The organism is Candidatus Sysuiplasma acidicola (assembly GCA_019721035.1).
In the GTDB taxonomy this organism is placed as follows: domain Archaea; phylum Thermoplasmatota; class Thermoplasmata; order Sysuiplasmatales; family Sysuiplasmataceae; genus Sysuiplasma; species Sysuiplasma acidicola.
This window is the reverse complement of the sequence record JAHEAA010000002.1, coordinates 118,533-143,568: the sequence shown is the minus strand read 5'-3', so window position 1 is coordinate 143,568 and position 25,036 is coordinate 118,533. Positions and strand designations below refer to the sequence as shown.

Genomic DNA, 25,036 nt, shown 5'->3' with positions numbered 1-25,036 from the left:
CTGTTCGGGCAAAAGATAATTCCCAGATCTGCGGATTGTGGTTTATGAATGGAAAACAGGAAGATCTCAGAGTCATACAACCGGGCGCAGAAGCGGAAGTTACAGAACCGGAGAAAGGAATAAAGTCGATAGACGTCAGAAAGCTGTCTCCACCGGCCAGGCACGCGGCAGTACTCAAACTGTTCGAATCCATGAAAGACGGAGAAAAACTGCTCGTAATAAACGATCATGAACCTGTTCATCTCTATCAGTATATGCTGCATGAGAGATACGATTTCGACTCCGCACAGTACAGAGCCTACAACAGGGGCGCGGGTGAGTGGGTGGGCACGTTCATCAAGAAGGAGAATCGGCATCCATCAACAGAGAATCATGTCTTCACAAGCTTTGCTGGAGAGAGGCAGTATAGTGACGATTCCTTCACACCTGTCCCGATATATTCCGACAAAAACTACAAGGTCATTCTAGTCTACCTCAAGGCCGGGCAGTTTATTCCCGTGCATGCGCCAGGCGTGGATCTCATATTCGTCGTGCAAAGCGGCATCGGCGAAGCTGTGGCGGCTGACAGAACTTACCGCATATCACCAGGTGACGTCCTTATAGTAAAGAGAGGCGTCATTAGAGGAATCAGGGCAGAGACTGACATGGAGGCATTACACGTCGTATCGCCCGTACCTGGAGATGCGGATCACGAAGATGTTGCGAGGAAGATCAGGGAAGGCCGTTTTAACTGATGCACGGAATGTGGCATGAAGCAGGTCATCCGGGAAGCGAATGGAACAGCCGCATCTTGGCGGATGAGAAGGATAGGCATAACCTATGCCGTCATTTCCTTGTTTGTCGGTTTCACCGTTGGTCTTTTCAGGTTGTTCAAAGACAATGGCACATTTTATCTTCAGACCATGACCCCGCTCTATCATTTGCACTCGATATTCCTGATATTCGGTTTTCTGGGCGGACTCCTTATGACCGAGCGGCTTGCCGGTTCTGCCGGAGTCACAGGCAGAAACTCCGTTAAGTTCAGCGCAGCCATGGTTCTGCTTTCCCTGGCAGGAGAGCTGGCACTTCCGACTGGATGGGTTTATCAGTATGCCTGGCTCAGGATTCTTGGAGGCATTCTTCTCATGGCAGGTGCGCTGATGTTCACGTTGCTCCTCATCAGACTGGGACGGATGGCTTCAGATTACTCAAGTTTCGGCATCATGGCTTCCGGCACTGTTTCGCTTGCACTGGCCGCGCTACTGACTGGATTCGAACTACCCAACGACAACTTGCCGTTGATAATGCAAATGCTTCTTTTTCCCGTTCTGTTCATAAACGGAGAACGTGTTGAGCTGACGCGCTTTACCTATTTTCCACATAAAAAGACGTTAGTAGCTTCCGTTTTCGCTCTTTCATGGATTGCGGTCGGGACAACCGGCATCTCTTCACTCATGTATAAAACGGGCGTGGCAGCCTATGCGCTTATGCTGACGATTGCAGCGCTCGTTGTTTTGCTTATCGCAGCAATAACTCTGGCCATGGATCAGAAGCGGAGCATGCCAGGCGCAGTTACCAGGCTGCAGATTTACCTGAAGAGAGGCATCAACATAGCGTATTTATGGCTCTTAGCAGGTGTCATGCTCTTCATCTTGAGAATCAACGGCGTAACAGGCCTCTACGATGCGTCAATACACGCTATTGCTCTCGGCTTCATCGCCACCTTCATAGTTGCACATGGTCCAGTCATATTTCCCGTTGTACTCGGCAGAAAGGCTGATATCTCCAAACTCACATTCATGTCGCTCTACTTGCTGACACTGGCAAATGTACTGAGAGTTTTCGGCGACATCGCAAAGATATTTGCCGGAAATATGACCGCGGTTCTTGCCGTCTCGGAGGACGTTGTTTCGATGTCCGCGGTCGTACTCGTCCTGTCCGTCATCGCTTTTGCAGTCATGATTAGAAGAATGATATCTACGGCGGATCGGTGAGGGAATGCCGGAACTTCACCCCGTAAGGCTGAGGGATAAAACTCATGCTGTTCATTGAGCAGTCAGGTTGGTAAACATGGATAACAAACTGAAATTTCTGGATGAGGAACACGCGGAACTTATGGGAAGCCTCAGAAAGCTTTCTGTATCGGGACTCAGTACTGGCACTGCAGTAACGGATCTCCTTACCGTGCTGGAACCCCACTTCGCAAAGGAGGAAAAAATAGTAATGCCCATGCTTGCCCTTGCGCAGAGGCTTGCTGAAGGAGATGAAGTACCCATAGAATCTGCACCTCAGGCTGCTCAGGAGATAGAGAAGGAGTACCGGACCATGTTCAGGGAACATGCAGAAATACGTGTATTGGCAGGGAGGGCTAGAGAGGCAGCATTGGCTGAGAAAAACACTGATGCTGTTGAGACGATGAACTGGCTGTCTCACCACGCGGAAATAGAGGAGGCCATCGTGTATCCTCTTGCACTGCTTGCAGCAAGACTTCTGAAGTGCAGCAAATGAAACCATGAGTTATTGACGAGTGGAGAATCAATTATTCCTCCCTGAAGTGTTTGATCATGATGTGCTTCTCCGCACGGTGCAGTATTTCTGCGAGGGTGCTCGGCGAGATACCAAGCCTCATTGACAGTTTGTCGAGTTTAATCTTCTTTGGAAAATCAAAATAACCGAGCTCGAATGCCATTTTGAGTATTTCCTCCTGGCGGAGTGTGAGATCCCTCCGGTTTCTGAGCTCCCTCTTCTTCTTAACTTCGAAGCTCACTCCATCGGAAGTCAGTCTGTCGAGCAGCGTGTTGAGTGCAACGTTGTCCGTAACGAGCAGTTCCCATCGTATGGATCTGTCGCCAACGCTTGAGGCAGAAACAAGGGAGCAGTCAGCCCCCGATATCGCCCGGCAGACAGGACAGCTGTCTGTAGTCACGGCCCCGGCCACCCTTCCCTCTCCGATGTCTTTAAGGCTACTACGTATCACACTCTTGCTGGTCTTTACACGACTCATCAGATCGGCAGGCGGACTGTCTGTAGATATTTCGACAAAATCCTGCGTGCCGTGACTGCTCTCAGATTTTACGTCCGTAATGTGCACTACAGCTTTGTGCGACTTCATAACCTCGCCGATCCAGTTCTGCGGCGGTATAATGGATAACGAAACTTCCAGCATGATGTTGGCGTGACCTCGCTGAGCCTTACCTTCGTCTCAGATAAATTAGGCTTTCGCACTCAACCAATCGTTCTCCGCACCTCTGAATGATGCAGTGCCGGATTCAGCAAAAATGTACACGTCTCGAGGCAGGCACGGCCGACGCGAATATTTGACCAGGGTATGATTTCAGGCGGCCAAATTCTCTCACGCATCTATTGTTCCACTTTTGCAAAGACGGATGTATGGCAGTGTGCTGACTAATACAAACCGGTGGGCCCGAAGAGATTTGGACTCTTGACCTCCCGGTTATCAGCCGGGCGCTCCAGCCTGGCTAAGCTACGGGCCCTCAAGGCTGAAAAGTCGGCTCTTATTAAAATATTGTCGCCGTGAATTTGTATCCACTCGTGGTCAGTTGAAAATATTGTGCCCGAATCTCAGTGACGGCATGGAGCTGCAACCGTCACTAGGCCGTTCCTTGAATTTTCTTATACTCCTTCAATGATGAGGAGACATGGATCGCATCGCGCTTCCACGAGGGGGAACGAAGTCTGATACAGCCGCGAGGAGAAACCTGCTCGAGAGGGAAACAGGGGTAAAGTTGAAACACACCTCTTCGCATTCATTTGAGCCTGAAGATGCGTCAAGGAACATAGAGAATTTCCTTGGTGTCGCGCAGATTCCCTTGGGTATCGCCGGGCCTCTGAGCGTCAGAGGAGAGCATGCAAGAGGTGACTTCTTCATACCACTTGCGACTACCGAAGCGGCACTAGTTGCAACGATCAACAGGGGATGTTCAGTCGTCACGGAATCCGGTGGAGCTCTCGTTCGTGTTATAAAGGATGAGATGACGAGAGCACCGGTCTTCATAACAGAGGGCATTGAGCACGCCCTTCAGGTTTCAGAATGGGTTTCCAGTAATTTCAGAAAATTGCAGGCAGCGACACGTTCCACGACGAAGCACGGCAGGTTGCTTTCAGCCACTTCCTATATGGCCGGAAGAACACTGTTTGTGCGCTTTTCATTCTCGACGCAGGATGCCATGGGAATGAATATGGCGACGATAGCCTCACAGAAGATGTGCGACCTGATTGGGCGTGAGACAGGCGCAAAGACGATATCTGTTTCAGGCAACATGTGCGTCGACAAGAAGCCATCTGCAATGAATTTCCTTGAGGGGAGGGGAAAGACGGTCCTCGCCGAAGCTGTGATATCTGAAAGGATTGTGAAGGCGAAGCTTCATTCAACACCGGACGAAATTGCCGATACCTCGATCAGGAAGAACATGGTCGGCAGCGCCATGTCCCTGTCTTATGGCTTCAATTCTCATTTCGCTAACATGGCGGCCGCCATGTTCATAGCCACCGGACAGGACGCCGCGCAGGTTGTTGAAGCAAGCATGGGAATCTCTCTGGCCGAGAAGGTTAACGGGGGCCTCTACATTTCCGTTAGACTTCCCGCACTAGAAGTGGGCACAGTGGGCGGCGGCACTTCGTTGCCGACGCAGAGCGAAGCGCTCGATTTGATGGGATGCCGCGGTCGCGGACGCGCGCTTAAACTCGCGGAAATAATGGGGGCAGTAATACTGGCAGGAGAACTCTCCACGCTTGCCGCCCAGTCAAAGGGTGAACTGGCTGCGGCGCATGCAAGAATGGCAAGATAGTTGAAGATGAGTCTGATAACAAATTTCGGTGAACTCGCAGCATTCGCAGGCGAGGCAGCGGCAGGGCTGATATGCAGGTCCCTTGAGTCTGCAATCCATGCAGTTCATCCGTCCCGTTGCATACCTGAATATCTCGCAACCGACGCCGGCAGAAAGTTTGTATCATTTCTGTCCGGCGCAGACATAATCTGCGCCGGCGGAGGAAAAGCGTCGGCACAGATGGCTTCCGCGCTGAAGGCATCGGGCATACCGCTTGGACGCGGTCAGATAAATTGCAATACCGAAGGGAATGTGGGCGACGTAATCCTGCGGAAGTGCTCTCATCCTTTTCCTGATGAAACGACTGTTGAGAATACGAATGAATGTGTCGAAATGCTGCTCGACAGTTCAGAAGCCACTCGGATTATTTTCCTGCTGAGCGGCGGAGCCTCATCGATGCTTTCAGCACCCATCGACTTCGTGGGACTTGAGAGGAAAAGAGCAGTGTCTGAACGAATGATGCTTGCCGGAGCGAGCATATCTGAAATTAATTGCGTCAGACGACATCTTTCAAGGATAAAGGGTGGAAAACTTTCGCGTCTTTGTCATCCGCGCGGCATAACATCACTGATCATTTCTGACGTAATGGGAAACTCGCTCGAAGACATAGGTTCCGGCCCGACTTCTCCTGACTACACGACCTCATCAGACGCGATCGCCCTGATGAGACGATACGGGGCAATCGAGTTCTTGGAAGGGTTGGAAGAGACCTTACTGTCAGGCAGATACGAAACTGTCAAACCCGGTGATCAATCGCTCGACATGACGACCAACACCATAATTGCGGACAATTCTGCGGCAGTCGCATCTGCCGTGGCAGCAGCTTCTTATGAAGGTTACAAGGCATTGGCATTTCCCGGTAAGCTTGTTGGTGATGTCGACTACGAGGCAGCGCGATTTGTCGGCAATGCTCGAGCGTCGCTGAAGGGGCCGGGACTTTACGTCGGAGGAGGAGAGGTGCGTGTACGTGTTACCAGGAAAGGGAAAGGAGGCAGGTGCCAGCATTTCGCACTGTCGTGCGCCGGTCTATTGCGCGAGGGCGAATTTGTTGCAGCATTCGCAACGGATGGCAGAGACGGAAACACATCTGCCGCCGGCGGCCTTTCATCGGCCAACGGCGATTCATACACCTTTCTGAGGAACTTTGACACCGGCACATATTTCGCATCTAACCATACGACCATAAACACTGGAGACACTGGCACGAATGTGGCTGACATCTATCTGTATTTTAGAGCATGAGCCGCGCAGGTTGCTGCCATGTTTATAAAATTATTAAACTGTAAAGCTTATGAATATCAATTACCATCCTCATTACATGTCTGCAATGAACGAACACAGAGAGAAGATGTCTGCAGTTGTTACCGGCTGCACTTCCGGACTCGGCAGAAGCTTGTTCAACAAATTCTCGGCAGAGGGCTGGTCGGTTACAGGGTGCGGGCGCAGGATACAACTGCTGGAATCCCTGAAAGAAGACAAAAATGCGGATGCTAGTACTGTTCCATGTGATATCAGGCTGGAAAATCACGTGCTGAATCTCAGGAGCGTGATCAGGGCGAAGCCTGGCTACATCGACGCTCTGGTGCTGAATGCCGGCACCATAGGACAACTTCCACTTCCTGCATTCGATCAGATTAATCTTATGGAACTGAGAAGGTTGTTTGAGTCCAATGTGTTCGCAAATTTCAATGTTGTTCAGAAGCTCCTGCCGTTGATGAATGCGAAAGGCATAATCGTTCACATTACATCCGACGCATCGCGCACTCCATATGCGGGATGGTCAGGATATGGCGCTTCGAAGGCAGCCTTCAACCAGGCAATCAATGTGCTTGATGTCGAGCTCGCCAAAGCGGGAGTGCGTGCGATGAACATAGATCCAGGTGACATGGACACTGAAATGCATCGGCTTGCGATCCCGGATGCGGACGTCAGTCAGCTAAAGCACCCCGATACAGCCGCTACAGATGTCTATAAACTGATTTGTGAGCAACTCACGGCGAGGTGAGGCTGAGACTATGAAACACATGTTCGATTACAACACCGCACACCTTCCGCCGGAATTCTACGGCGCAGCGAAAGACGAGGTCAAACTGCTCACGATAGACAGGAGCAGAGGGATGGTCAGCGGATCACCTTTCATCGGCCTGCGGGACTTTCTTCGTCCGGGTGATCTTCTGGTGTTCAATGATTCACTCATGATTCCGTCTTCACTCAACGTATTCTTCACGGAGAGCGGCCGAAGAGGCAAACTGAATTTCGGCACGAGTTCAGTGCACGGGATGATGCTGTGCGAGCCGCGTCCGCGGAACATAGGTGAATTACTGTCGGAAAGAGAAATAGCACTGACAGTGCCTGAATCTACGGGAGTGAAACTGGTGAAAAGGCACAGTCTCTTCCACAGGTACTGGTGGGTTGAGCCTGCGGATTACTTCGAATTCACGTCTGTGATGAGCAAATTCGGGCAGTATATAAGATACGGTCACATACCTTTCGATCTACCTCCGGAAACATACGATACTGTTTTCTCGTCGCTGCCTGGCTCCGTCGAATTTCCTTCTGCGTCGCGGCCATTTACCCAAAGGGTGATGCAGTCGCTGGAGAAGAATGGGGTGCGTTTTGCCACAATTACTCTGCATTGCAATCTTTCTTCTCTTGAGTCATCAGAATTCGAAAACGCGACCAGGCTGCTCGATGAGGAATACGCAGTTAGCAGGAGGACGCTTGAACAAATTCAGAAAACGCACGAAGAGGGCGGTCGCGTTCTGGCAGTGGGTACCACTGTTGCGAGAGCGCTGGAATCATGTGCAATCTCAGGCAGAAAGCCCATTCATGGAAGGACCGACATCTACATCACGCCGGGTTTCAGATTCGGCATGATAGACGGCCTCATAACCGGTCTGCATGAACCGGACGGTTCCCATGTGGATATGGTTTCCGCCCTTGTCGACGATTCAACACTCCTGTCAGCCTACTCAGTCGCAAAGGAGATAGGTTACAGCTGGCATGAGTTTGGTGACCTTTCGCTGATAGTGTAATCAGTGTGACATTCCGCACCCGAGACAGCTTCTATGGTTCAAATGCCGAGTCGAATGTTGCAGCAACTTTCCTGGACGCTTCTGTAGCGGCGTCGACCGCGTTCATTATGCTGGTCCTGACGGAACCTTTTTCCAGTTCATAGATGCCTGCAATCGTCGTCCCCGCCGGTGTGGTTACGGCGTCGCGCAGCTCTGCCGGATGAACAGGGTGGCTCGAGAGCAGGTTCGCCGTGCCTGTCAGCGTCTTGGCAACGAGCCTGAAAGCAACATCTCTTGGTATGCCGACCTTCAGGCCCGCACTGACAAGTGCATCTATGATGATTGCTATATAGGCAGGTCCGCTTCCGGAAAGAGCGGTTATTGCATCCATCAGCGATTCATTGACCTGAATGAACTCGCCGAATGTGCCCAACACATCTGTGGCCTTTTTCGCATCTGCTGCGCTGAACCCTCCGCCCATGGCGTAGGCTGTCATGGATTCCCCTATGGTCGCGGCAATATTCGGCATTGCTCTGACTATCTTGCTTCCGGGCAGCACCGACTGCAGCCTGTCTATTTTTATGGCCGCCATCAGTGAAATGACAATTTTCCCTTCCGTGTGCTCGGCAATCTTTGTGAGCACCGCTCTGGCGTCACCCGGTTTGACGGCAATGATAACCACGTCGGACTTCGACGCTGCCTCCGCATTGTCCGAAATTACCCTGACCTTCCTGTCGCTGAATTTCAGCGTGGACGTATTACGCTTGGTCACTGTTACGCTGTCTGCAATTGCAGACGACGCCAGGCATCGAGCGACTGCCTCACCTATCTTTCCCGCGCCGATTACTGCGATCTTCATGTCATTTCCCTCAATGGTGTTCGCTATAATTGCATTGCATTTTAAACTGGCGGTGTGCCGCATGTGCTCTCAGGGGGGTCTGTGGGGGGTGACAACCTCATAAATTAAAATATAACCAACAGTTGATGGGTGAGAGAATGCCCGTAATCGACATAAGGCTCGATGAGCTCGTGAGACTTTCCGGTATTAACAGGGACTCAGACTGGTTTGCATCGGTTATTCCCATGACAGGAGCCAGCTTTGAGGGCATGGAGGCCGACTGTATGCGGTTTGAGTTCTTCCCGAACAGGCCTGACCACTACTCCGTTGAGGGCATTGCCCGGACGCTCTCCTTTCTCCACGGGAACCGGAAAGTCAGACAATATGATGTGAAGACCGGCGCAATCAATCTCACCGTTGACAGGTCTGTTGAAGCAGTAAGGCCGGTTATTGTCTGTGCGGTTGCACGCCATGTCGACCTTTCTAACGGTGCCCTCAGATCGCTCATCGAACTTCAGGAGAAATTGCATCTCACCGTGGGCAGGCGCAGAAGAAAGGTATCGATCGGTCTCCACAACGTGCGGACAGTGAAACCTCCGTTTACGTATGCGGCAATGGCTGCTGATGAAGTTCGCTTCACACCGCTCGGCATGGATGAAGAACTTTCGCTAGGAGATATTGTGCTGAAGCATGAGAAGGGCAGGGAATATGGCCGGATCGTGGGACAGGGGCCTTATCCCGTGCTTGCGGACGCAAATGGAGCGGTCCTCTCGATGCCGCCGATAATAAACGGAACTGTAACGGTGCTGGACGAAAATACCAGGGACATGTTTATCGATGTGACTGGCACCAGCAGGACTGCATGCGCGGGTGTGCTCAATATATTGTGCTCAAACCTTGCGGACAGAGGTGCTTCCATCGAGTCCGTGTCGATCCTGCGTGGCGATGACTCCTCAACATCTCCCGACATGAGCTTCAGGCGTATGCAGACAACTTCCCGGCGGATTAATGCAGTCACCGGCATCAAGCTCACCGACGACGAGAACGCAGAACACCTGAGGCGGATGGGTCACTCGGCCGAGCCAGATGGAGATTTCATCACCGCAGGCGTTCCGCCGTATCGAATGGACGTGCTTCATGAGGTGGACCTTGCGGAGGATATTGCAATAGCGCATGGTTTCGAATCGTTCGGCAAGTCCATGCCGGCGCATCAGACAAACGGCGAATTGCTTCCCTCGACGAAACTTTCAGACGTGCTATCGGAACTCATGTCCGGCTACGGATATATCCACTGCATCACGCTCCTGCTCGCTTCGGTCAGCTCCAACTTCAAGATGATGCGGACTGAGCCCACCGGTGTGGTGAGAGTACTCAATCCCGTTACCGAGGATACAGAGATTATGAGAACATCGCTGCTTCCTGGCCTGTTCAGGCTGCTCGAAGCGAACAAGCACAATGAACTTCCGCAGAGGGTTTTCGAGATAGGCCATGTTCAGACACCTGAACGCAGGCTCTTCCTCGCATCGCTCAATACGCATCCGCGCGCCACGTTTTCAGAATCGAAATCACTGATTGACGCGATAGGAAGAGATTTGAGGCTGAACCTCACATACTCCGAATCGACAGATCCGAGATTCATCGAAGGCAGGCAAATGCGCATAAGTGATGGAGTTGAAGCGATAGGGTATGTGGGAGAAATACACCCGGAAGTCATTACCAACTTCAACCTGTTTAATCCGGTCGTCGGATTGGAACTCGATGTGACGCGAATCCAGCTGCTGAGGTAGCTAAGCCCGGTTCAAGGCGCCGGCCTTGAGAATCTCTCAGGAAAGCCGGTGTCGCTCTGCGACTCGGGAGTTCAAATCTCCCCCTCAGCGCCCCCTTGTAAGTTACGCGGTGTACAGCGTTCTGTTGATGCGCGGAATCAGTGCAGCGATAACAGCCTGTTCTGTCAATTCTGCCCGACCAATCGCACCCCTGGTAAGATAACCTACGGCTCCCTCCTTCCTTCCTATGTCTTTAATGCCGCTGATCGATGACATCGAGTGCCCAGCGGTCTTTCCCTCGGAAATATCCTTGAGCACCGACGGCGGATAGGAAAAACCCATTCCGTGGCCCGACGAAACGTACCCTGCCCTGTCCACTATGACACAATACTGGACATCGAAGGTTCTGTGGAGTACCCTGTTTCTGAACAAACCTGCTTCGATGCCGATACCGATGTCGTTTCCAATCAAAGCCAGGCGCGCGCGATTCATGGCACCTCTGACAGTATCATCACCCGACGGCTGATCGGAAACCGACGACTTCACATCCTGTTCTTTGAACATCGGATTACGGAAAACATGCGCATACCGATGGAAAGCCATTTCCACTCCCTTGATTTTCGACGGATTAGCCGAACCGATGCCTATTGTAATGCGCCGGAGCACATTTCCATCTCTGTCGCATTCTCCCGCGACAATCCTGGAGGAGCTGAGCTTAATTCCATCAGCACATCGGACCAGGGGCACAATGATGCGTTCCAGAGGCTTCATGCCCCTGGTGCACCTCATCCTGTTGATCACAGGAACGCGAAAAACAGTGTCCGGAGTCACGGCTATTGCACTCAGAGATGCCATGCTTACCGCCGGGCCATACGGGTCATGCAGCATGGTTATGAAAAACGGCTTCTGGAACCCGGTGCAAAATGAGACCAGCGACCTCCGCCTGAGGGCGAAGGATCTGACTGCAGTCCGTTTCGATTGTGCCATTTCATCTGATGTAAGGCCGATGTACACCGCATCTGCATTATGAAACGCCGACTGAAGCAGCAGCCTGTGTCCAGCATGCAATGCATTGAACGTGCCGCCGAGGCACACTTCTCTTCGCGTCATAACTTACCAACGTAGGCCAGCGCCAGGAACAGCAGTGCAATAACCATGATGTAATAGAGGTAGAGTTGTCTCTTCTTTCTTCTGAGTCCGTTTTTGAAACTGTTGTTGCATTCGTCAGAGCAGAACGTGGCTTCAAGTGCCACAGGCTTGCCACACTGTCTGCAGTGCCGGTGAGGAGCTACGCGTTCCGCCAATTCAAACACTTTCCGGGGCTTCGAAGATGTTCTGACTAAATCAATCTTTCCGACACCGTGTTCCGTGTTGTCGGTGCCAGCCGGTCGAGGATTGTTGTCCATCTGAATGAGATGAGGTACGCAGATGTGCCGACAGTCACATTATTTCTATATGGCATACATTCATCCATCATGAAACGTTCCCGTGCGGAAAAAGTGGAAGACATAGAACTCGAAAACTGCCGAGACCTGAAAGATCTGACAGAGCAGATGTACAGGTCCGGCGGTTTCACAGCGAAGAAAGTCGGCGAAGCGGCCAGAATACTCCGCCGGATGATCGACGATGGTGCGTATATCTTTCTTTCCTTTCCCGCAGATATTGTATCCACGGGTACAAGAGGGGTGCTAAGATATCTTGTCAGGGAACGCCTCGTGTCAGCCATAGTGACAACCTGCGGCACGCTTGACCACGACTTGGCAAGAAGCTGGAAGAGTTACTACCACGGCGATTTCCTCATGGACGACGCCAAACTGAGGAAGGAAGGAGTTAACAGGCTCGGAAACATACTGATTCCGGACGGCAGTTACGGCGTCGTTCTTGAAAGAAAGATGCGCCCGTTCCTTTCCCGGCTGTATCGCGAGGGAAAGAAGAGAATATCCACTGCAGAACTCTGTGATGAACTCGGCGCCTATGTCGACGACGAGCGGAGCATACTCTACTGGGCTCACAGGAACCGCATACCTGTTTTTGTGCCTGGCATAACCGACGGTGCTGTCGGTTCTCAGCTCTGGCTCTTCTGGCAGGAGCACAAAGATTTCACCATCGATTTGCTCAAGGATGAACACGCACTGTCAGACATAGTCTACACGGCATCCAGGACTGGCGCACTTATGATCGGTGGAGGCATATCCAAGCACCACACGATATGGTGGAACCAGTTCAGGGGAGGGCTGGACTATGTCGTTTATCTCACTACGGCTCAGGAGTACGATGGCAGCCTTTCGGGTGCACCGGTGAGGGAAGCCATTTCATGGGGAAAGGTAAGGCCGGGTGCAAGACACGTCACTGTGGAGGGCGATGCGACCATTACACTGCCGCTCATTGTCGGTTCATGCATTGCATCGAAGAAGGCGTGACCCGATGCTGCGGCAAAGCAGACGGTGCCCCGGGAGCCGTCAGGCTGCCGGCAGAAGAGTCGGAATAAAACGACGGCATAACCCGCTGGTGATGTGCTGAAGATTGCCCAGATTTCTCCTTACTACACTCCGCATCACGGAGGTGTCGAATCGTTTGTCAGGGACATATCTGTCGAACTCACAAGGCTAGGCCATGAGCTTACCGTGATTACCTCGCGCAATGATCGCTCCCTGCCTGCGGAGGAGGTGATCAATGGCGTAACGGTCAGACGAGTTCCTCTGCTGATTACGCTCCTGCGTACACCAATTCCACGCGGCTTGCATTCGCGCATTATGGATGAATTCGACGTGATGCACGCACATACACCACCTCCAAGCTTTGCTTATCTTGCCTCCCGCCGGCTGAAACGGGAAAGTATTCCATCAGTTGTCACATATCACTGCGATTCCGACCTCCCCTCGAGACTTGCTGGACCAGTTGTCAGATTCCTCGACAGGCGCATAAGCTCGAGCATCATTGCCGGCTATTCAAGGATCGTAGTCACGACGGAGACATATGCATCGACCTCGGCAAACACATGGCGCATCGCTCCGGACATAGTGCCGGTCGGAGCAGATACGAGGCGCTTCTTCCCGAATCCGGAGGACAGGTTGCGGACTCGACGCAGGCTAGGAATCGACGGGAAGGGTATCGTCCTCTTCGTCGGAAGACTCGTCAGGCACAAGGGTGTGCAGTATCTCATCGAGGCCATGAAGCACACAGGATCGCAAACCAGACTCATGATAGCAGGTGATGGCGAATATGCGCCCAGGCTCAAGAGGGCTGCCAGACTCCTTTCTGATCCCTCGAAGGTGACATTCATCGGCGACGTCCCCGATCCAGTCCTTCCGTCGATCTACAGGGCGGCCGACGTTCTCGTCGTTCCATCGACGTCAAGACTGGAGGCTTTCGGCATTTCGGCAATTGAGGCGATGGCCAGCGGTACACCGGTTGTTGTGAGCGACATACCCGGCGTCAGGGAGATCATAAATGACGGAGTGCAGGGATTGAGATCTGAACCAATGAATCCTAGTGACATGGCTTCGAAAATAAACACGATACTCGAGAACGCTGTTCTCAGGCAGGCAATGGCAGAGGCGTGCATAGTTAGGGCAAGAGAATTCTCGAGCAGGGTCGTCGCAGAACGACTCCTTGAAATTTACAGGGCTGTTGTGACATCACACAACAGTTAGTGTTATCCTGCTGCCTGTTTTGTCGAAAGCGGCCCAGCTGTTCTGCGCGAAAGGGAAACCTACAATAATGTGAACCCTTCCGACGTTGCTGAAAAGGCGCAGATCGGGCATGCTTGGAATGATATGACCGGACGGGTGTGAATGTATGGTTCCGACGGTGCTAAAGTCGCCCAGTATGGAATGGTAATTGAATGTCGCGGAATGGAAGTTGCTTTTCGTGCTGGGTATGAGCACAAGGTCGTATATCGTGTCGCCTCGGGCAGACAGGCCGGCAGCAAACTCATTCGGAAGTGAATGCATGGCCGCCTCCATGACGGAATCGAGCAGTTCCCTCCTTATGTACAGTATCTCTGCCGATGCTCTCCTCGGTATCCTTCTTCTGCTGAAAACAGGCATCGAAGTCAGCCCGTCAGTTTGGTGTGGATCCTTCTGTAAAAGTCATAGTCAAACCGGACGAATCTGGCGGCATGCTCCGAAGAGGAGAATTCGATAACTTCATGGCCGCTGAGTTTGTGCTCAACCTGTCCGTCAATGACCAGTCTGCATGTCCTTTCCCCTTCAACAGCCAGCCTGATTACCGACCTCGAACCGGCCACAATAGGTCTCGAGGATATTCCGTACGGCGCTATCGGCGAAATGACCAGAACCGAAGCTGAAGGGTCTACTATCGGACCGCCGGCAGCCAGCGAGTAAGATGTCGACCCGGTCGGGGTCGAAATGATGACGCCGTCCGACTTCACGACCCCCACGCTGTTCCTGTCGACAGCCAGAATGAAATGCCTTACTTTGCCTGTCTCTGCAGTATGGACTACGGCTTCGTTCACCGCATCCTCTACCCTTTTCCCATCCACCGATGTTCTGAGCTTTAGCTTCTCCTCGATCCTGTACTTACCGGAGGTAATGCGATCCATGGCTCCTTTCATACCGTTCAGTCCGACTTCTGTGAGGAAACCGACGTCGCCCGCATTTATCCCTAGCACCGGTGCATCACAGCGCATGAGTGTTTTTAGAATCGTCCCGTCACCTCCGATGACAACAAGCACATCAGGCTTCATTTTCTCCAGCCTGACGCCCTTTTCGCCTATTGCTTCAGCAGTCGACTGTTCCAGTTCCATCTCACCACTTAGCAGTCTGAACAGTTCCTTCGCCTTTTCCACTGCTACGGGTATGTTGTGATTAGCATACAGGCCGAACTTCAAATGGCGAGCCTCCTGAGGTTCTTGTCCCCCACGGCCAAGAGACTCTTCCTGTCGCCAATATCAAATTTCATGTCAAGCAGATTTCCTGTCAGGTCGTACACTTCGCCGCCGGCCTCCCTGAGAATAAGAGATGAAGCAGCTATGTCCACAATCCGAAGTGCGAAGTTGTTGTCGGAGCAGCGCATAAAAAACAGATCTGCGATGCCGCCCGCAAGGTAGCACATTTCAAGCGATGCAGCACCGAGTGATCTGATGCGTGACGACTTTCTCGCTATGTCGTATGAGTTCAAAGACGCATTTGCGCCCATGTAAATGAAAAACAATGATTGTTTTTCGTCATACTTTCTCACATGGATCGGTTTGCTGTTGAAGAACGCTCCCTTGCCCTTCTCGGCATAAAAGACGTCGCCGGTGACGATGTTCATCACCAGGCCGTACTTGACGCCTGAGAGCGATTTAGTGCCTACGGCCAGTGAAACAGCGTAGAATGGAATGCCGTTGACCATGTTTTCGCTTCCGTCAAGCGGATCTATGATAATCGTCTGCTCCGCCTTTCTGTCAATAAACGGCGACTCCTCACTCAGTATGTTCATGTTAAGGGAGAGAGCATCTATCGCCTCAATCGCCGCTCTGTCTGCAACAACATCAGCGCGATAGCTTGGTCCTCCGTCAACTCCTTTACCAACGACATCCCTCGCATTTTCGCCCAATCCCGTGGTGAGCAGCGCTTCCCTCACCTTTACTGCAATCCTTTTCAGTTCCTCTTCCACGACGTTGTATCGCGCTGCATGGTTAAATTCTTTCCACTGTCGGTGTAACGTCGACCGTTTCGGACCTCTGCATCCTGCCCCATTGCCAGCACAGACTCATGAACTGACCCTTGAATGAGGCCCGCAGTACGGTTAAATGTGTATTCATCTCAATCCAATCAACAGGACAGCGCATGAGCGAATCCACACAGGTAGAGTGCGGCGGAGTGCATGTCAGATTCAACTTGAACCTGTATTTCCTTCCGTTGTCCCGTAAAATGTTACCGTCAAATCACGAGCAAAAACCGAAAGTGAACAACATCATACTTTTAATCCCGAAAAGATGTCGGTTCAAAGAGACAGTCAAGATGGTGAGATAAATGGAAGAAACTGTTTCAAAGTTTGACGGGAAGTTATTTACACTAAACAGCTCTCCCGGCTGGAAGCTGGCCAGACAGCAGCTCATCACATCAAATGGCCGGGAATACCGGGAATGGGATCCGTACAGGAGCAAGCTTGCCGCCTTCCTCGCAGGAGGTGGCACTTTTTTTCCGTTCAGCAAACATAGCAATGTGCTGTATCTCGGTGCCTCAACCGGCACGACGGCGAGTCACGTGGCCGATATTGTGCCCTCAGGCAGGGTATGTTGCGTCGAAATATCATTCACATCCTATGCAAGGCTGGCTGAGGTCGCCAGCCACCACCCGAATATGATTCCAGTGCTTGCCGATGCATCAAGGCCGGAAGAGTACGCGGCGATAGCAGGCGATCCGGATGTGCTCTACCAGGACATCGCACAGGGCAATAGCGTCGAAATATTCATCAAAAATGCGTCGTATTTCCGCTCACTCAAATCACTCTTTCTGGTCGTTAAAGCACGCAGCATAGACTCGGCTGCGTCGCCCGAACACGTTTATGCCCTGGCGCGTAAGAGTGTGAACAGTGCGCTTGGCGTTCATTCAGGTATGCTGGACATATCTGCCTTCGAGAAGGATCATGCGGTAATTTATGCATCCACAGGCGTTCGGGACGCCGTCACAGCCGTCTGATGCGCACGCGAGACGACAGCCTTAAGCTTGCAGGGGTTCTGGCATTTTATAGGCGTCCGTCCTTATATCCTGCACAGGAGGCAGCAATCACGTGTTGGACGGTATCTTAGGCGGCAGTGACACCGACAGGATAGAACGCAAAATAAAGCGGCTCAACGCCATACGGGCGGAGTACGAGGCGGATATCGCTGACCTCAAGAAGAGGCTCAAACGCGACGACATTAGCAAAGAAAAATACGAGCGCCTCTCGGCGCTGGCCCAGATGAAGGTGGACCGAATTGTTTCTCAGGTCAAAGTGCTCAGATTGAAAAAAGAAAGGATATCCTGACAGGCCCGTTCCGGATCATCTGTCTACCGACGCGATTGTTGCCGCAATGGAGGCGTAGTCGGCAACGGCCGCTTCTGTGAATACCGCACCAGCTTCGCGCAGCACTGCGGAGGTTTCGGGCCCTATGGACCAGAGACTGCAGTCTGCAAGCTTCTGCAAGAACTGCGGCATGATGCAGTTCATTTCGGCACATCTGAAAAAATTTCGTACCATCATGGCGCTGGTGAACGGCAGTGCATATATGCCGCCCCTGGCTATGTCTCTTACCAGCGTCCTGAGTGCATCGTCGTTACGCGGGTATGCCACACTGTACAGCGGAATCTCTGTAACGTCAAAACCCATGCTTCGAAGTCCCTCCATAAGCGTTGAGCTGCCCTCGCGGCTGCGCATCACGACGACAGACACTCCTTCAGTGCGCATCGTCCGCACCAGTTCGACTATGCCCGCCGAAGAATAAGCAGCGGGCTTGAGCGAATCAACTCCGTGCCGGGCGAGTTCGGCGTGTGTTCTTTCGCCGATAGAGATAACTCTGGCCACTGACGGAAAGCCTGTTTTATTCTCACCTTCTGAAAAGAATGTTCTCACGGCCCTGGCGCTCGCGAAGATGACAATGTCGGCCCCGCTCAATCGTTCCAGCAGAGCTTTATGTGGAGTCAATTTTCTGATTTCAAGAGCCGGAGCCGCTACCGGTTCAAGGCCCGCGTTTCTGAGTATTGCCGCACTTTCCTCCCATTCATCAGCCGGTCTAAGCACTCCTACTTTCATCTTTTTCATCACCTCGTTTAATCCTGCCGGACACCGTCGGTCCTACCACTATCAGCGCCGGCCCGCTGCCGCTGTCAGCATGTCCCTCACGCCCGAGTCGTTCAAGATCTGTTATGACCGTCCTCTGCTCCGGAAGAGACGCCCCGAATATCAGCGCCACCGGCGTGTTACGCGGAGCGCCTCTTTCGATGAGATGGGCGGATATTTCAGGAGCCATGGAAAGACCCATCATGAACACCGTTGTCTGTCTCTCCTCACATATGCCGTTCCAGTTGATGTCCATACCGCCCGGTCCGCGAGCAGATATGATCAGCACTCTGTCGGAAACACCCCTCCTGGTCAGCGGTATACCCGCCAGTTCTGGACCGGCCGTCGCAGAACTCACTCCTGGCACAACTTCCACCCTGACTCCCTGGGCAAGCAAAAATTCCGCCTCCTCGGCTCCCCTGCCGAAGATGAACGGATCGCCTCCCTTGAGCCTCAGCACATCAGCACCGGAATCGGCGAGTTCAACCAACAGATTATTTATCTGATCCTGCGACATTGTGTGCCTTCCGCTCCGCTTCCCGGCATTGTAAACTTTCGCTTCCGCCGGGAAAAGCTCCATTATGGCACTTCCGACGAGCGCATCGTAGACGATATGGCGTGATGATGCAATCAGCTCCCTGGCCCTAACGGTGAGCAACGATGGATCGCCGGGCCCGGCTCCGGTAAGGTAGACGATACCCTTCTCCTCATGTTTTCTCCCTGACGTCATTGTCCAAACCTCGATGCACGCAATCGTTCAAACGACGACAGAATGCCATTGACGCCGTCATCAGCGGACACGCGTGCGGTCAGTTTCGCTTCCTTGGAACCGTCAGGCGATAAAAGCTGCAGACGAACTGTGTACCCGCGGCCGAACGATACCACGCTGATGCCCAGCGGGACGCTGCATCCTGCGCCGAGTCCGAGAAGCAGCGCCCTCTCTATGCCTGTTTCCCCCAGCGTCTGTCTGTCCGAAGCCGCCTTTTTAACCGCTTCAGTAAAATAGCCTTTCCTGCAGACCAGCGCAATTGCGCCCTGGCCGGCTGCAGGAACAAAATGATCCAGGGGCAGGGGATAAATACCCATTCCATCAGAAGGGTGGATGCCCAGCCGTTCGAGTCCGGCAAGCGCCAGCAACGCAGAACCGGCTTTGCCCGTTGACAGCCGTGCGATACGTGTCGTGACGTTTCCTCTCATCTGGACCACTCTAAGATCGGGCCGGATGCGCGCAAGCTGTGCTATCCTCCTCGGGCTGGAGGTTCCCACTGTCGTTCCCGAGGGTAATCGGTACAGCGTAGCCGGGCCAACTAGACAGTCATGCCGGCTTGCCCTTTTTGGTACCATTGCTATCTCGATTTCCGGCGGGAGAATGGCAGGAAGGTCCTTCATGCTGTGAACGCCTATATCGAGCCGCCCGTCTATGACACGATCATTGATTGTGTCCACAAATGAACCTTCCGCGGGTTTCGATGTTCCGCTGTCACCGCTCGTCCGTATGATTTGCACGTCCATCTTTTCTTCGATGCCTGAATGACTCAGAACGGAGAGCGCAAGTTCGGTCTGTGCCATTGCAAGCTCGCTTCCCCTGGTACCCACACGTATCGTCCGGCATCACTTCCCGGTAATCCATTCAGACGCTTCGATGGCATGATATGTTACGATCAGGTCCGCTCCTGCTCTGAATATGGAGATGAGCGTCTCCTCCACGGTCCCCCTGTAGTCGGTCCAGCCGTTCATGGCCGAGGCCCTGAGCATCGAATACTCGCCGCTCACGTTGTAAGCTGCAACCGGTACACCGTATCTGTCCCTCGCCTTGCAGATTATGTCGAGGTTTGGCAGTGCCGGTTTCACCATGACAATGTCTGCGCCCTCCGCGATGTCTGCCTCGATCTCCAGCATCTGTTCGAACCTGCTTGCATAGTTCAGCTGATGTCCTTTCCTGTCGCCATCGGAAGGCGTGCTTCCGGCCGCCTCCCTGAACGGTCCATAAAACGAGGACGCTGACTTGGCGGCATATGCGAGGATTGAAACATCCTGAAAGCCTGCTGTGTCAAGCGCCTTGCGTATGTGGCCGACCTGCCCGTCCATCATGCCGCTCGGCGCAATCCATTCTGCACCGGCCATGGCCTGTGAAACTGCTATGCGACCGTACAGTTCAAGCGTGGCGTCGTTATCTACACCGTCGCTGTTCATTATGCCGCATTGTCCATGAGTCGTGTATTCGCATAGGCAGAGATCGGTGATAATGGCGATAGAGCTCTTTTTCCTGATCGCTCTGACAGCCTTCTGCACTATGCCGTCATCATCATATGCGCCTGTACCACCGTCGTTCTTCTCTGAGGGGATGCCGAACAACATGACTGCGCCGATGCCAAGTTCCTCGGCCCTTTTGCAAATTTCCTGGAGTCCGTCTACCGGATACCTGAATTGACCAGGCATAGGTGCGATTTCCTTTTTCTCATCCAGCGTTTCGTCGACAAAGACCGGGTAGATGAGCTTCGAAGGACTGATTTCAAAAGAGGAGAGCATTCTCCTTACGCTCTTTTTCCTGTACCTCCTCAGCCTCGATACCGGGTATTGTCTCATTTTCACCTAGCCTCTGCGGACCGAATTCAAATATATAGATGCTTCAGCAGCTGTCTGATGTTGAATGTTCTCAATTATTTAATATAGAATCGCCTTACTTCCAGGTCCGTAGATGAATACTGCAGAGAAAGTCATTGTTGATACGAATGCCGCTCTGGGGACGCTTAGGGCATCCATTAAGAACAGGCACTCCATACTCGTCGGTCTGTCCGGCGGAGTGGACAGCGCACTAGTTGCCTATGTCGCACATGAACAGCTTGGCGACAGTGCTGTGGCAGTCACCGCCCTGTCGCCTTCCCTGTCTGATGAGGAAAAGGAGTGTGCACGCAGCGTGGCGGCCGAGATCGGAATCATGCACATGTTTGTGGAGACTCACGAAATGGAAGATCCCGCATATCTGCGGAATGACGAGAGAAGATGCTACCGCTGCAAAATCGAGCTTTCAACCGTGCTGCGCAGAAAGGCGTCGGAGCTCAGCCTTTCGACAGTTGCTATCGGTGTCAACAAATCCGACTTTTCTGATTACAGACCGGGCATTGCAGCCGCACGATCCGAAGGCGTCTGGTTTCCGCTTGCCGAATGCGGCATGGAAAAGGATGATGTCCGTGCGGCCGCAAGGGAAGTCGGGCTCAGCGTACATGACCGGCCATCAAACGCATGCCTTTCCTCGCGCATACAGTATGGGCAGCCCATAGATGAGCGGACGCTCAGGGCGGTCGCTGAAGGGGAGGCATATCTGCACCGTATGGGCATGAAGAGTGTCAGGGTGAGGGTTCACGGACCTCTGGCGAGGATCGAGGTCGGCACGGAGGACATAGGTTGTTTTTCGCTGCCGTCCCTGAGAGAGGACACCGTTGCAAAGTTCAAGTCGCTCGGCTTCCTCTATGTGACGCTCGACATGGAAGGCTTCCGCAGCGGGAGCATGAATATAGCGCTTACGAACAACCGGTAGTGCTGCCACAGTTCAGGCATTTGTAACAGCTGCCGTTCCTAACTGTCACGTGCCCGCAAACCGAACAGAGCGGCGCGTCGGAATCGAACATCAAACTCCTGTCCATTAAATCGGGCGCAGGCTCTTCTCTGCTGAACTCGTCCAGAGACTTTGTCGAAGGATGTATGAAAGAAGGCCTCGGTTCCCTGGCCGTCTCTTTCTCATCGACAGAAGGTTTCACCTGTACAAAGTCCGTCCTGCCCAGATACTCCATACCAAGCACGCGGAAGATGAAGTCGAGGGGAGAAGTGCATGTACGCACATTCGGATGATCGGTGAATCCCTGCGGCTCGAAGCGCGTAAATGTGAACGCATTTACGTATTTCTCCAGCGGCACGCCGTACTGCAGTCCAATAGAGACGGCAATGGCGAAACCATTCAGTATGCTCCTGTATGACGACCCCTCCTTGTACATATCTATGAATATTTCGCCCGGCGTTCCGTCGCTGTACTCTCCAGTACGCAGGAAAAGCTTGTGCCCGCCGATCGTGGACTCGAGCGTGAAGCCTCCACGTTTTTTCGGCAGCTCTTTCTTGACCCCCCGGCCAAGTTCCAGCACCTCCTCTCCAATTTCCTTGGCGGAGCTGAGCGGTTGTGATGCCTTGGATCCGTCTCGATAGACGGCCAGTGCCTTGAGACCCATCCGCCATGAATTAACGTACACATCGCGTACATCTTCCCAAGTGACATCTGCGGGGAGGTTGACAGTCTTGGAAATGGCGCCGGATATGAACGGCTGCACGGCAGCCATCATCTTCACGTGCCCCATTGGTGCGATAAAGCGTTTACCGCGTCCGCTCCTGTTTGCACAGTCGAATATCCGGACATGCTCAGGCAGGACATCTTCGATCAGTTCCATGGACTGAACTCCGTTTACGAAGTCGCGTGTGGCCTGTACCTGTTCCCTGCTGAAGCCCATGGCGATGAGCTCCTTTTCCGACATATGCGGTGTGAAATCATCCATTGTGTGCGTCCGGCTTATGTATTCCAGCGCTTCTCTGATCTCTTCAGCACTCATTCCCTTTGCAGCCAGGGAATCCCTGTTGATGAACGGCGAACCGTCCAGTGTGCCAGTGCCGGTAAGAGCGGTTATTATGCTTCTGCGTTTCTCTGTACCGTATCCAAGTCTCCTGAGCGCAATCTCGACGGATTTATTGACAATTTTGAAATAACCACCGCCCGCCAGCTTTTTCCATTTGACGATGGAAAAATCCGGCTCTATGCCTGTTGTATCACAATCCATGAGGAGACCAATCGTCCCTGTCGGAGCCACGTTTGAAGCCTGTGCGTTCCTGTAGCCATACATCTCTCCGAGCTTGATGCATTCGTTCCAGTCATCCATTGCCGCTTTGAGCAGCAGCGGTGGAAGTTTAGTCGAATCTATGCGGAATATGGCATCACGGTGCATGCCCATGACTCTGAGCATTGCCTCTTTGTTTACCTCGAAGCCCGGGAATGGACCTGTTATTGCTGCTATCTCGGCCGACGTTCTATAGCAATGGCCGGTGATGATGGCAGATATCGCGGCGGCGAAAGTCCTTGCCTCGTCGCTGTCGTAGGCATATCCAAGCAGCATTACAGACGTTCCAAGATTCGCAAAACCCAGTCCGAGCGTTCTGAACGTGTGACTGTTGGCGGCGATTACTTCGGTCGGATATGATGCAAAATCCACGATGATCTCCATTGCGGTAGTGAATACCCGTATCGTCTGCCTGAAACCGTCAATGTCAAAATTGCCTTCCTCGTCGATGAATTTGACCAGATTTATGGATGCGAGATTGCACGCAGTATTGTCGAGGAACATATATTCCGAACAGGGATTGGACGCGTTGATTCTGCCGGAATTGGGGCACGTGTGCCATCTGTTTATTGTCGTGTCAAACTGCATGCCTGGATCGGCGGAAGCCCAGGCTGCCTTGCTCACCTGTTCCATGAGTTCTGCTGCCTTGTATGTGTGTGCTATCTCTCCAGTGGTCCTGTAGGTGGTATTCCAGCTGCCGTCAGAAAGGAAAGCATTCATGAAATCATCTGTGACTCTCACAGAATTATTGGAATTCTGGCCAGACACGGTGAGGTACGCTTCGCTGTTGAAATCGGCAGGATATCCTTCTCTGATCAGCGCCCTGACCTTCTCCTCTTCCTTCACCTTCCAGTTGATGAACGACGCGATTTCGGGATGATCTATATCGAGTACGACCATCTTTGCGGCCCTTCTTGTTGTTCCGCCTGACTTAGTGGCACCTGCGCCGGCATCAAGAACTTTCAGAAAAGACATGAGGCCGGAGGACGTGCCGCCGCCGGACAGCTTCTCCTCGGCGGCCCTGATCTTGGAGAAGTTGGTGCCAGTCCCGGAACCGTATTTGAACAGCCTTGCTTCATTCTTCAGCAGGTCGAATATCGACATCAGATCGTCAGTAACGGACTGTATGAAGCATGCGGAGCACTGTGGTCTCGAATAAGCGTCTTCCGTCTGCGTTACCTTGCCTTTTGTCGCATCCCATGCCCAGCTGCCACCGCTTCCCTTTATGCCATACTCGTGATAGAGGCCGACATTGAACCAGACAGGTGAGTTAAAGGCAGCCATCTGATGTAGCAGCATGTACGTGAGTTCAGCTTCAAAATTTTCCGCATCGACTCCCTCAAAATAATCATATTGCTCACCGGCCCACCTGATGGTGTGAGCCACTCTGTGAATGAGCTGCATCACACTAGTTTCTGTTCCGGTGCCTGGAACGCCTGCCTTTCGGAAATATTTGGAAACTGCAATGTCCACTGCCAGCTGGCTCCAACCCTCTGGAGCCATAATGTTGTCCATTTCAAAGACAATTTTACCATCAGGTTCGGTAATACGAGAAACTCTTTCCACCCACCTGACTGTGGAATACGGATCTTCTCCGTCCGCTACAAATTTCCTTTCAAATTTCATGTGTGATCCCGCCTGGTCTCCAGCATGGCTCTTCTTCGGGGTTATGTTCTTTCCCGCCCTTTTCTGGCTCCCGCTGCCGGGTACCACTTGCGGAACTTCTTCCCTGTCCACTTTCACGGCATTTCTGACACTCATATAATAAACACACACCTGCTTGACTTAAGCATTTTCTGAAGACTTTCCCGATTTGTGATGCGAGAGTGCAGTTGCACGATCGCGTTAGATTCCGATGCCAGTTAAATTATAGCACACTTTGCGACTACTGTTTCCCCATTAACTGGTGGTGCATCCCCGCCATGGGTGAGTTTTATGGGAATAC

Annotated in this window: 25 protein-coding genes and 2 tRNA genes; 14 read left to right on the top strand and 13 right to left on the bottom strand. The window is 52.6% G+C overall.

Translation table 11 applies throughout. The annotated features are described in order from the left end of the window. Nucleotides 1-44: 44 nt before the first annotated feature. The 3 genes from KIS30_01660 (at nt 45) to KIS30_01650 (ending at nt 2,487) form a co-directional block, all read left to right on the top strand. Entirely contained in the window at nt 45-734 is a 690-nt protein-coding gene (locus KIS30_01660) for a DUF2249 domain-containing protein (protein ID MBX8645452.1), read from the top strand. Nucleotides 735-749: 15 nt separating this feature from the next. Further along, on the top strand, nt 750-1,973 hold the full coding sequence (locus KIS30_01655) for a hypothetical protein (protein MBX8645451.1): 1,224 nt from the start codon (nt 750-752) through the stop codon (nt 1,971-1,973). 67 nt (nt 1,974-2,040) lie between these two features. After that, a complete protein-coding gene (locus KIS30_01650) occupies nt 2,041-2,487 on the top strand; it encodes a hemerythrin domain-containing protein (protein ID MBX8645450.1) in 447 nt (148 codons plus the stop codon). Between the two features lie 31 nt (nt 2,488-2,518). Here the strand turns inward: KIS30_01650 and KIS30_01645 are convergent, their stop codons facing one another. Together KIS30_01645 and KIS30_01640 are read right to left on the bottom strand one after the other, a co-directional pair. Continuing rightward, a complete protein-coding gene (locus KIS30_01645; protein MBX8645449.1) occupies nt 2,519-3,091 on the bottom strand; it encodes a helix-turn-helix domain-containing protein in 573 nt (190 codons plus the stop codon). 307 nt (nt 3,092-3,398) lie between these two features. Next, nucleotides 3,399-3,473, bottom strand: a tRNA-Ile gene (locus tag KIS30_01640). 165 nt (nt 3,474-3,638) lie between these two features. Here KIS30_01640 and hmgA point away from each other — a divergent pair. The 4 genes from hmgA to KIS30_01620 all read left to right on the top strand — a co-directional run bounded on the left by hmgA (nt 3,639) and on the right by KIS30_01620 (nt 7,861). Beyond that, nucleotides 3,639-4,787 (top strand): hydroxymethylglutaryl-CoA reductase (NADPH), encoded by a 1,149-nt coding sequence (gene hmgA / locus KIS30_01635; protein ID MBX8645448.1) that lies wholly within the window; start codon nt 3,639-3,641, stop codon nt 4,785-4,787. Nucleotides 4,788-4,793: 6 nt separating this feature from the next. Continuing rightward, complete coding sequence (locus tag KIS30_01630; GenBank protein ID MBX8645447.1) at nt 4,794-6,068, top strand: DUF4147 domain-containing protein; 1,275 nt, start codon at nt 4,794-4,796, stop codon at nt 6,066-6,068. Nucleotides 6,069-6,144: 76 nt separating this feature from the next. Then, the gene (locus KIS30_01625; GenBank protein MBX8645446.1) at nt 6,145-6,831 is read left to right on the top strand and encodes an SDR family oxidoreductase; all 687 of its coding nucleotides are present in this window, start codon (nt 6,145-6,147) and stop codon (nt 6,829-6,831) included. Nucleotides 6,832-6,841: 10 nt separating this feature from the next. Next, nucleotides 6,842-7,861: an S-adenosylmethionine:tRNA ribosyltransferase-isomerase gene (locus KIS30_01620; GenBank protein ID MBX8645445.1), complete on the top strand. Its 1,020-nt coding sequence runs from the start codon at nt 6,842-6,844 to the stop codon at nt 7,859-7,861. Between the two features lie 31 nt (nt 7,862-7,892). Here KIS30_01620 and proC read toward each other — a convergent pair whose 3' ends face one another. Then, nucleotides 7,893-8,699, bottom strand: coding sequence for a pyrroline-5-carboxylate reductase (gene proC / locus KIS30_01615; GenBank protein MBX8645444.1), 807 nt, complete (start codon nt 8,697-8,699; stop codon nt 7,893-7,895). Nucleotides 8,700-8,824: 125 nt separating this feature from the next. Between proC and pheT the strand changes: the two genes are divergently transcribed. Beyond that, on the top strand, nt 8,825-10,465 hold the full coding sequence (pheT, locus tag KIS30_01610) for a phenylalanine--tRNA ligase subunit beta (protein ID MBX8645443.1): 1,641 nt from the start codon (nt 8,825-8,827) through the stop codon (nt 10,463-10,465). Continuing rightward, nucleotides 10,456-10,555: transfer RNA gene (locus KIS30_01605), tRNA-Ser, on the top strand. Before pheT ends, KIS30_01605 begins: the two co-directional genes overlap by 10 nt. 12 nt (nt 10,556-10,567) lie before the next feature. On the opposite strand, the gene yjjX is transcribed toward KIS30_01605, so the two are convergent. Both yjjX and KIS30_01595 read right to left on the bottom strand, forming a co-directional pair. Next, nucleotides 10,568-11,554, bottom strand: a complete 987-nt coding sequence (gene yjjX, locus KIS30_01600; protein ID MBX8645442.1) for an inosine/xanthosine triphosphatase — start codon at nt 11,552-11,554, stop codon at nt 10,568-10,570. Then, complete coding sequence (locus tag KIS30_01595; protein ID MBX8645441.1) at nt 11,551-11,697, bottom strand: DUF2116 family Zn-ribbon domain-containing protein; 147 nt, start codon at nt 11,695-11,697, stop codon at nt 11,551-11,553. Before KIS30_01595 ends, yjjX begins: the two co-directional genes overlap by 4 nt. Nucleotides 11,698-11,919: 222 nt before the next feature. Here KIS30_01595 and KIS30_01590 point away from each other — a divergent pair, with 222 nt between their 5' ends. Then, complete coding sequence (locus KIS30_01590; GenBank protein MBX8645440.1) at nt 11,920-12,864, top strand: deoxyhypusine synthase; 945 nt, start codon at nt 11,920-11,922, stop codon at nt 12,862-12,864. Between the two features lie 93 nt (nt 12,865-12,957). Then, nucleotides 12,958-14,097 (top strand): glycosyltransferase family 4 protein, encoded by a 1,140-nt coding sequence (locus KIS30_01585; protein MBX8645439.1) that lies wholly within the window; start codon nt 12,958-12,960, stop codon nt 14,095-14,097. On the opposite strand, the gene KIS30_01580 is transcribed toward KIS30_01585, so the two are convergent. The 3 genes from KIS30_01580 to KIS30_01570 are packed head-to-tail and all read right to left on the bottom strand — an operon-like array spanning nt 14,083 to nt 16,066. Beyond that, nucleotides 14,083-14,442, bottom strand: a complete 360-nt coding sequence (locus KIS30_01580) for a Mov34/MPN/PAD-1 family protein (GenBank protein ID MBX8645438.1) — start codon at nt 14,440-14,442, stop codon at nt 14,083-14,085. The genes KIS30_01585 and KIS30_01580 overlap by 15 nt on opposite strands. Nucleotides 14,443-14,498: 56 nt before the next feature. Continuing rightward, nucleotides 14,499-15,296, bottom strand: a complete 798-nt coding sequence (locus KIS30_01575; protein MBX8645437.1) for an NAD(+)/NADH kinase — start codon at nt 15,294-15,296, stop codon at nt 14,499-14,501. Continuing rightward, a complete protein-coding gene (locus KIS30_01570; protein MBX8645436.1) occupies nt 15,293-16,066 on the bottom strand; it encodes an inositol monophosphatase in 774 nt (257 codons plus the stop codon). Before KIS30_01570 ends, KIS30_01575 begins: the two co-directional genes overlap by 4 nt. Before the next feature lie 359 nt (nt 16,067-16,425). On the opposite strand from KIS30_01570, the gene KIS30_01565 reads away from it, so the two are divergent. Beyond that, complete coding sequence (locus KIS30_01565) at nt 16,426-17,094, top strand: fibrillarin-like rRNA/tRNA 2'-O-methyltransferase (GenBank protein ID MBX8645435.1); 669 nt, start codon at nt 16,426-16,428, stop codon at nt 17,092-17,094. A 94-nt stretch (nt 17,095-17,188) separates the two neighbouring features. Further along, nucleotides 17,189-17,422, top strand: coding sequence for a hypothetical protein (locus KIS30_01560; protein ID MBX8645434.1), 234 nt, complete (start codon nt 17,189-17,191; stop codon nt 17,420-17,422). Between the two features lie 15 nt (nt 17,423-17,437). Here the strand turns inward: KIS30_01560 and KIS30_01555 are convergent, their stop codons facing one another. The 4 genes from KIS30_01555 to hemB are packed head-to-tail and all read right to left on the bottom strand — an operon-like array spanning nt 17,438 to nt 20,800. Further along, nucleotides 17,438-18,196: a uroporphyrinogen-III synthase gene (locus KIS30_01555; protein MBX8645433.1), complete on the bottom strand. Its 759-nt coding sequence runs from the start codon at nt 18,194-18,196 to the stop codon at nt 17,438-17,440. Next, nucleotides 18,168-18,944, bottom strand: coding sequence for a uroporphyrinogen-III C-methyltransferase (gene cobA / locus KIS30_01550; protein ID MBX8645432.1), 777 nt, complete (start codon nt 18,942-18,944; stop codon nt 18,168-18,170). Before cobA ends, KIS30_01555 begins: the two co-directional genes overlap by 29 nt. Beyond that, entirely contained in the window at nt 18,941-19,810 is an 870-nt protein-coding gene (hemC, locus tag KIS30_01545) for a hydroxymethylbilane synthase (protein ID MBX8645431.1), read from the bottom strand. The genes cobA and hemC overlap by 4 nt, the downstream gene beginning before the upstream one ends. A 15-nt stretch (nt 19,811-19,825) precedes the next feature. Next, nucleotides 19,826-20,800: a porphobilinogen synthase gene (hemB, locus tag KIS30_01540; GenBank protein ID MBX8645430.1), complete on the bottom strand. Its 975-nt coding sequence runs from the start codon at nt 20,798-20,800 to the stop codon at nt 19,826-19,828. A 112-nt stretch (nt 20,801-20,912) separates the two neighbouring features. Between hemB and larE the strand changes: the two genes are divergently transcribed. Further along, nucleotides 20,913-21,752: an ATP-dependent sacrificial sulfur transferase LarE gene (larE, locus tag KIS30_01535; protein MBX8645429.1), complete on the top strand. Its 840-nt coding sequence runs from the start codon at nt 20,913-20,915 to the stop codon at nt 21,750-21,752. On the opposite strand, the gene KIS30_01530 is transcribed toward larE, so the two are convergent. After that, the gene (locus tag KIS30_01530; protein MBX8645428.1) at nt 21,736-24,852 is read right to left on the bottom strand and encodes a vitamin B12-dependent ribonucleotide reductase; all 3,117 of its coding nucleotides are present in this window, start codon (nt 24,850-24,852) and stop codon (nt 21,736-21,738) included. The genes larE and KIS30_01530 overlap by 17 nt on opposite strands. Nucleotides 24,853-25,036: the final 184 nt, after the last annotated feature.

Coding starts and splice junctions, on each gene's coding strand:
- proC (MBX8645444.1), bottom strand. CDS start 8,699: ATGAAGATCGCAGTAATCGGCGCGGGAAAGATAGGTGAGGCAGTCGCT.
- KIS30_01565 (MBX8645435.1), top strand. CDS start 16,426: ATGGAAGAAACTGTTTCAAAGTTTGACGGGAAGTTATTTACACTAAAC.
- KIS30_01530 (MBX8645428.1), bottom strand. CDS start 24,852: ATGAGTGTCAGAAATGCCGTGAAAGTGGACAGGGAAGAAGTTCCGCAA.
- KIS30_01590 (MBX8645440.1), top strand. CDS start 11,920: ATGAAACGTTCCCGTGCGGAAAAAGTGGAAGACATAGAACTCGAAAAC.
- KIS30_01630 (MBX8645447.1), top strand. CDS start 4,794: ATGAGTCTGATAACAAATTTCGGTGAACTCGCAGCATTCGCAGGCGAG.
- hemB (MBX8645430.1), bottom strand. CDS start 20,800: ATGAGACAATACCCGGTATCGAGGCTGAGGAGGTACAGGAAAAAGAGC.
- cobA (MBX8645432.1), bottom strand. CDS start 18,944: ATGACGTCAGGGAGAAAACATGAGGAGAAGGGTATCGTCTACCTTACC.
- hmgA (MBX8645448.1), top strand. CDS start 3,639: ATGGATCGCATCGCGCTTCCACGAGGGGGAACGAAGTCTGATACAGCC.
- larE (MBX8645429.1), top strand. CDS start 20,913: ATGAATACTGCAGAGAAAGTCATTGTTGATACGAATGCCGCTCTGGGG.
- KIS30_01625 (MBX8645446.1), top strand. CDS start 6,145: ATGTCTGCAATGAACGAACACAGAGAGAAGATGTCTGCAGTTGTTACC.
- KIS30_01645 (MBX8645449.1), bottom strand. CDS start 3,091: ATGAAGTCGCACAAAGCTGTAGTGCACATTACGGACGTAAAATCTGAG.
- KIS30_01555 (MBX8645433.1), bottom strand. CDS start 18,196: ATGAAAAAGATGAAAGTAGGAGTGCTTAGACCGGCTGATGAATGGGAG.
- KIS30_01655 (MBX8645451.1), top strand. CDS start 750: ATGAAGCAGGTCATCCGGGAAGCGAATGGAACAGCCGCATCTTGGCGG.
- yjjX (MBX8645442.1), bottom strand. CDS start 11,554: ATGACGCGAAGAGAAGTGTGCCTCGGCGGCACGTTCAATGCATTGCAT.
- KIS30_01620 (MBX8645445.1), top strand. CDS start 6,842: ATGAAACACATGTTCGATTACAACACCGCACACCTTCCGCCGGAATTC.
- pheT (MBX8645443.1), top strand. CDS start 8,825: ATGGGTGAGAGAATGCCCGTAATCGACATAAGGCTCGATGAGCTCGTG.
- KIS30_01660 (MBX8645452.1), top strand. CDS start 45: ATGAATGGAAAACAGGAAGATCTCAGAGTCATACAACCGGGCGCAGAA.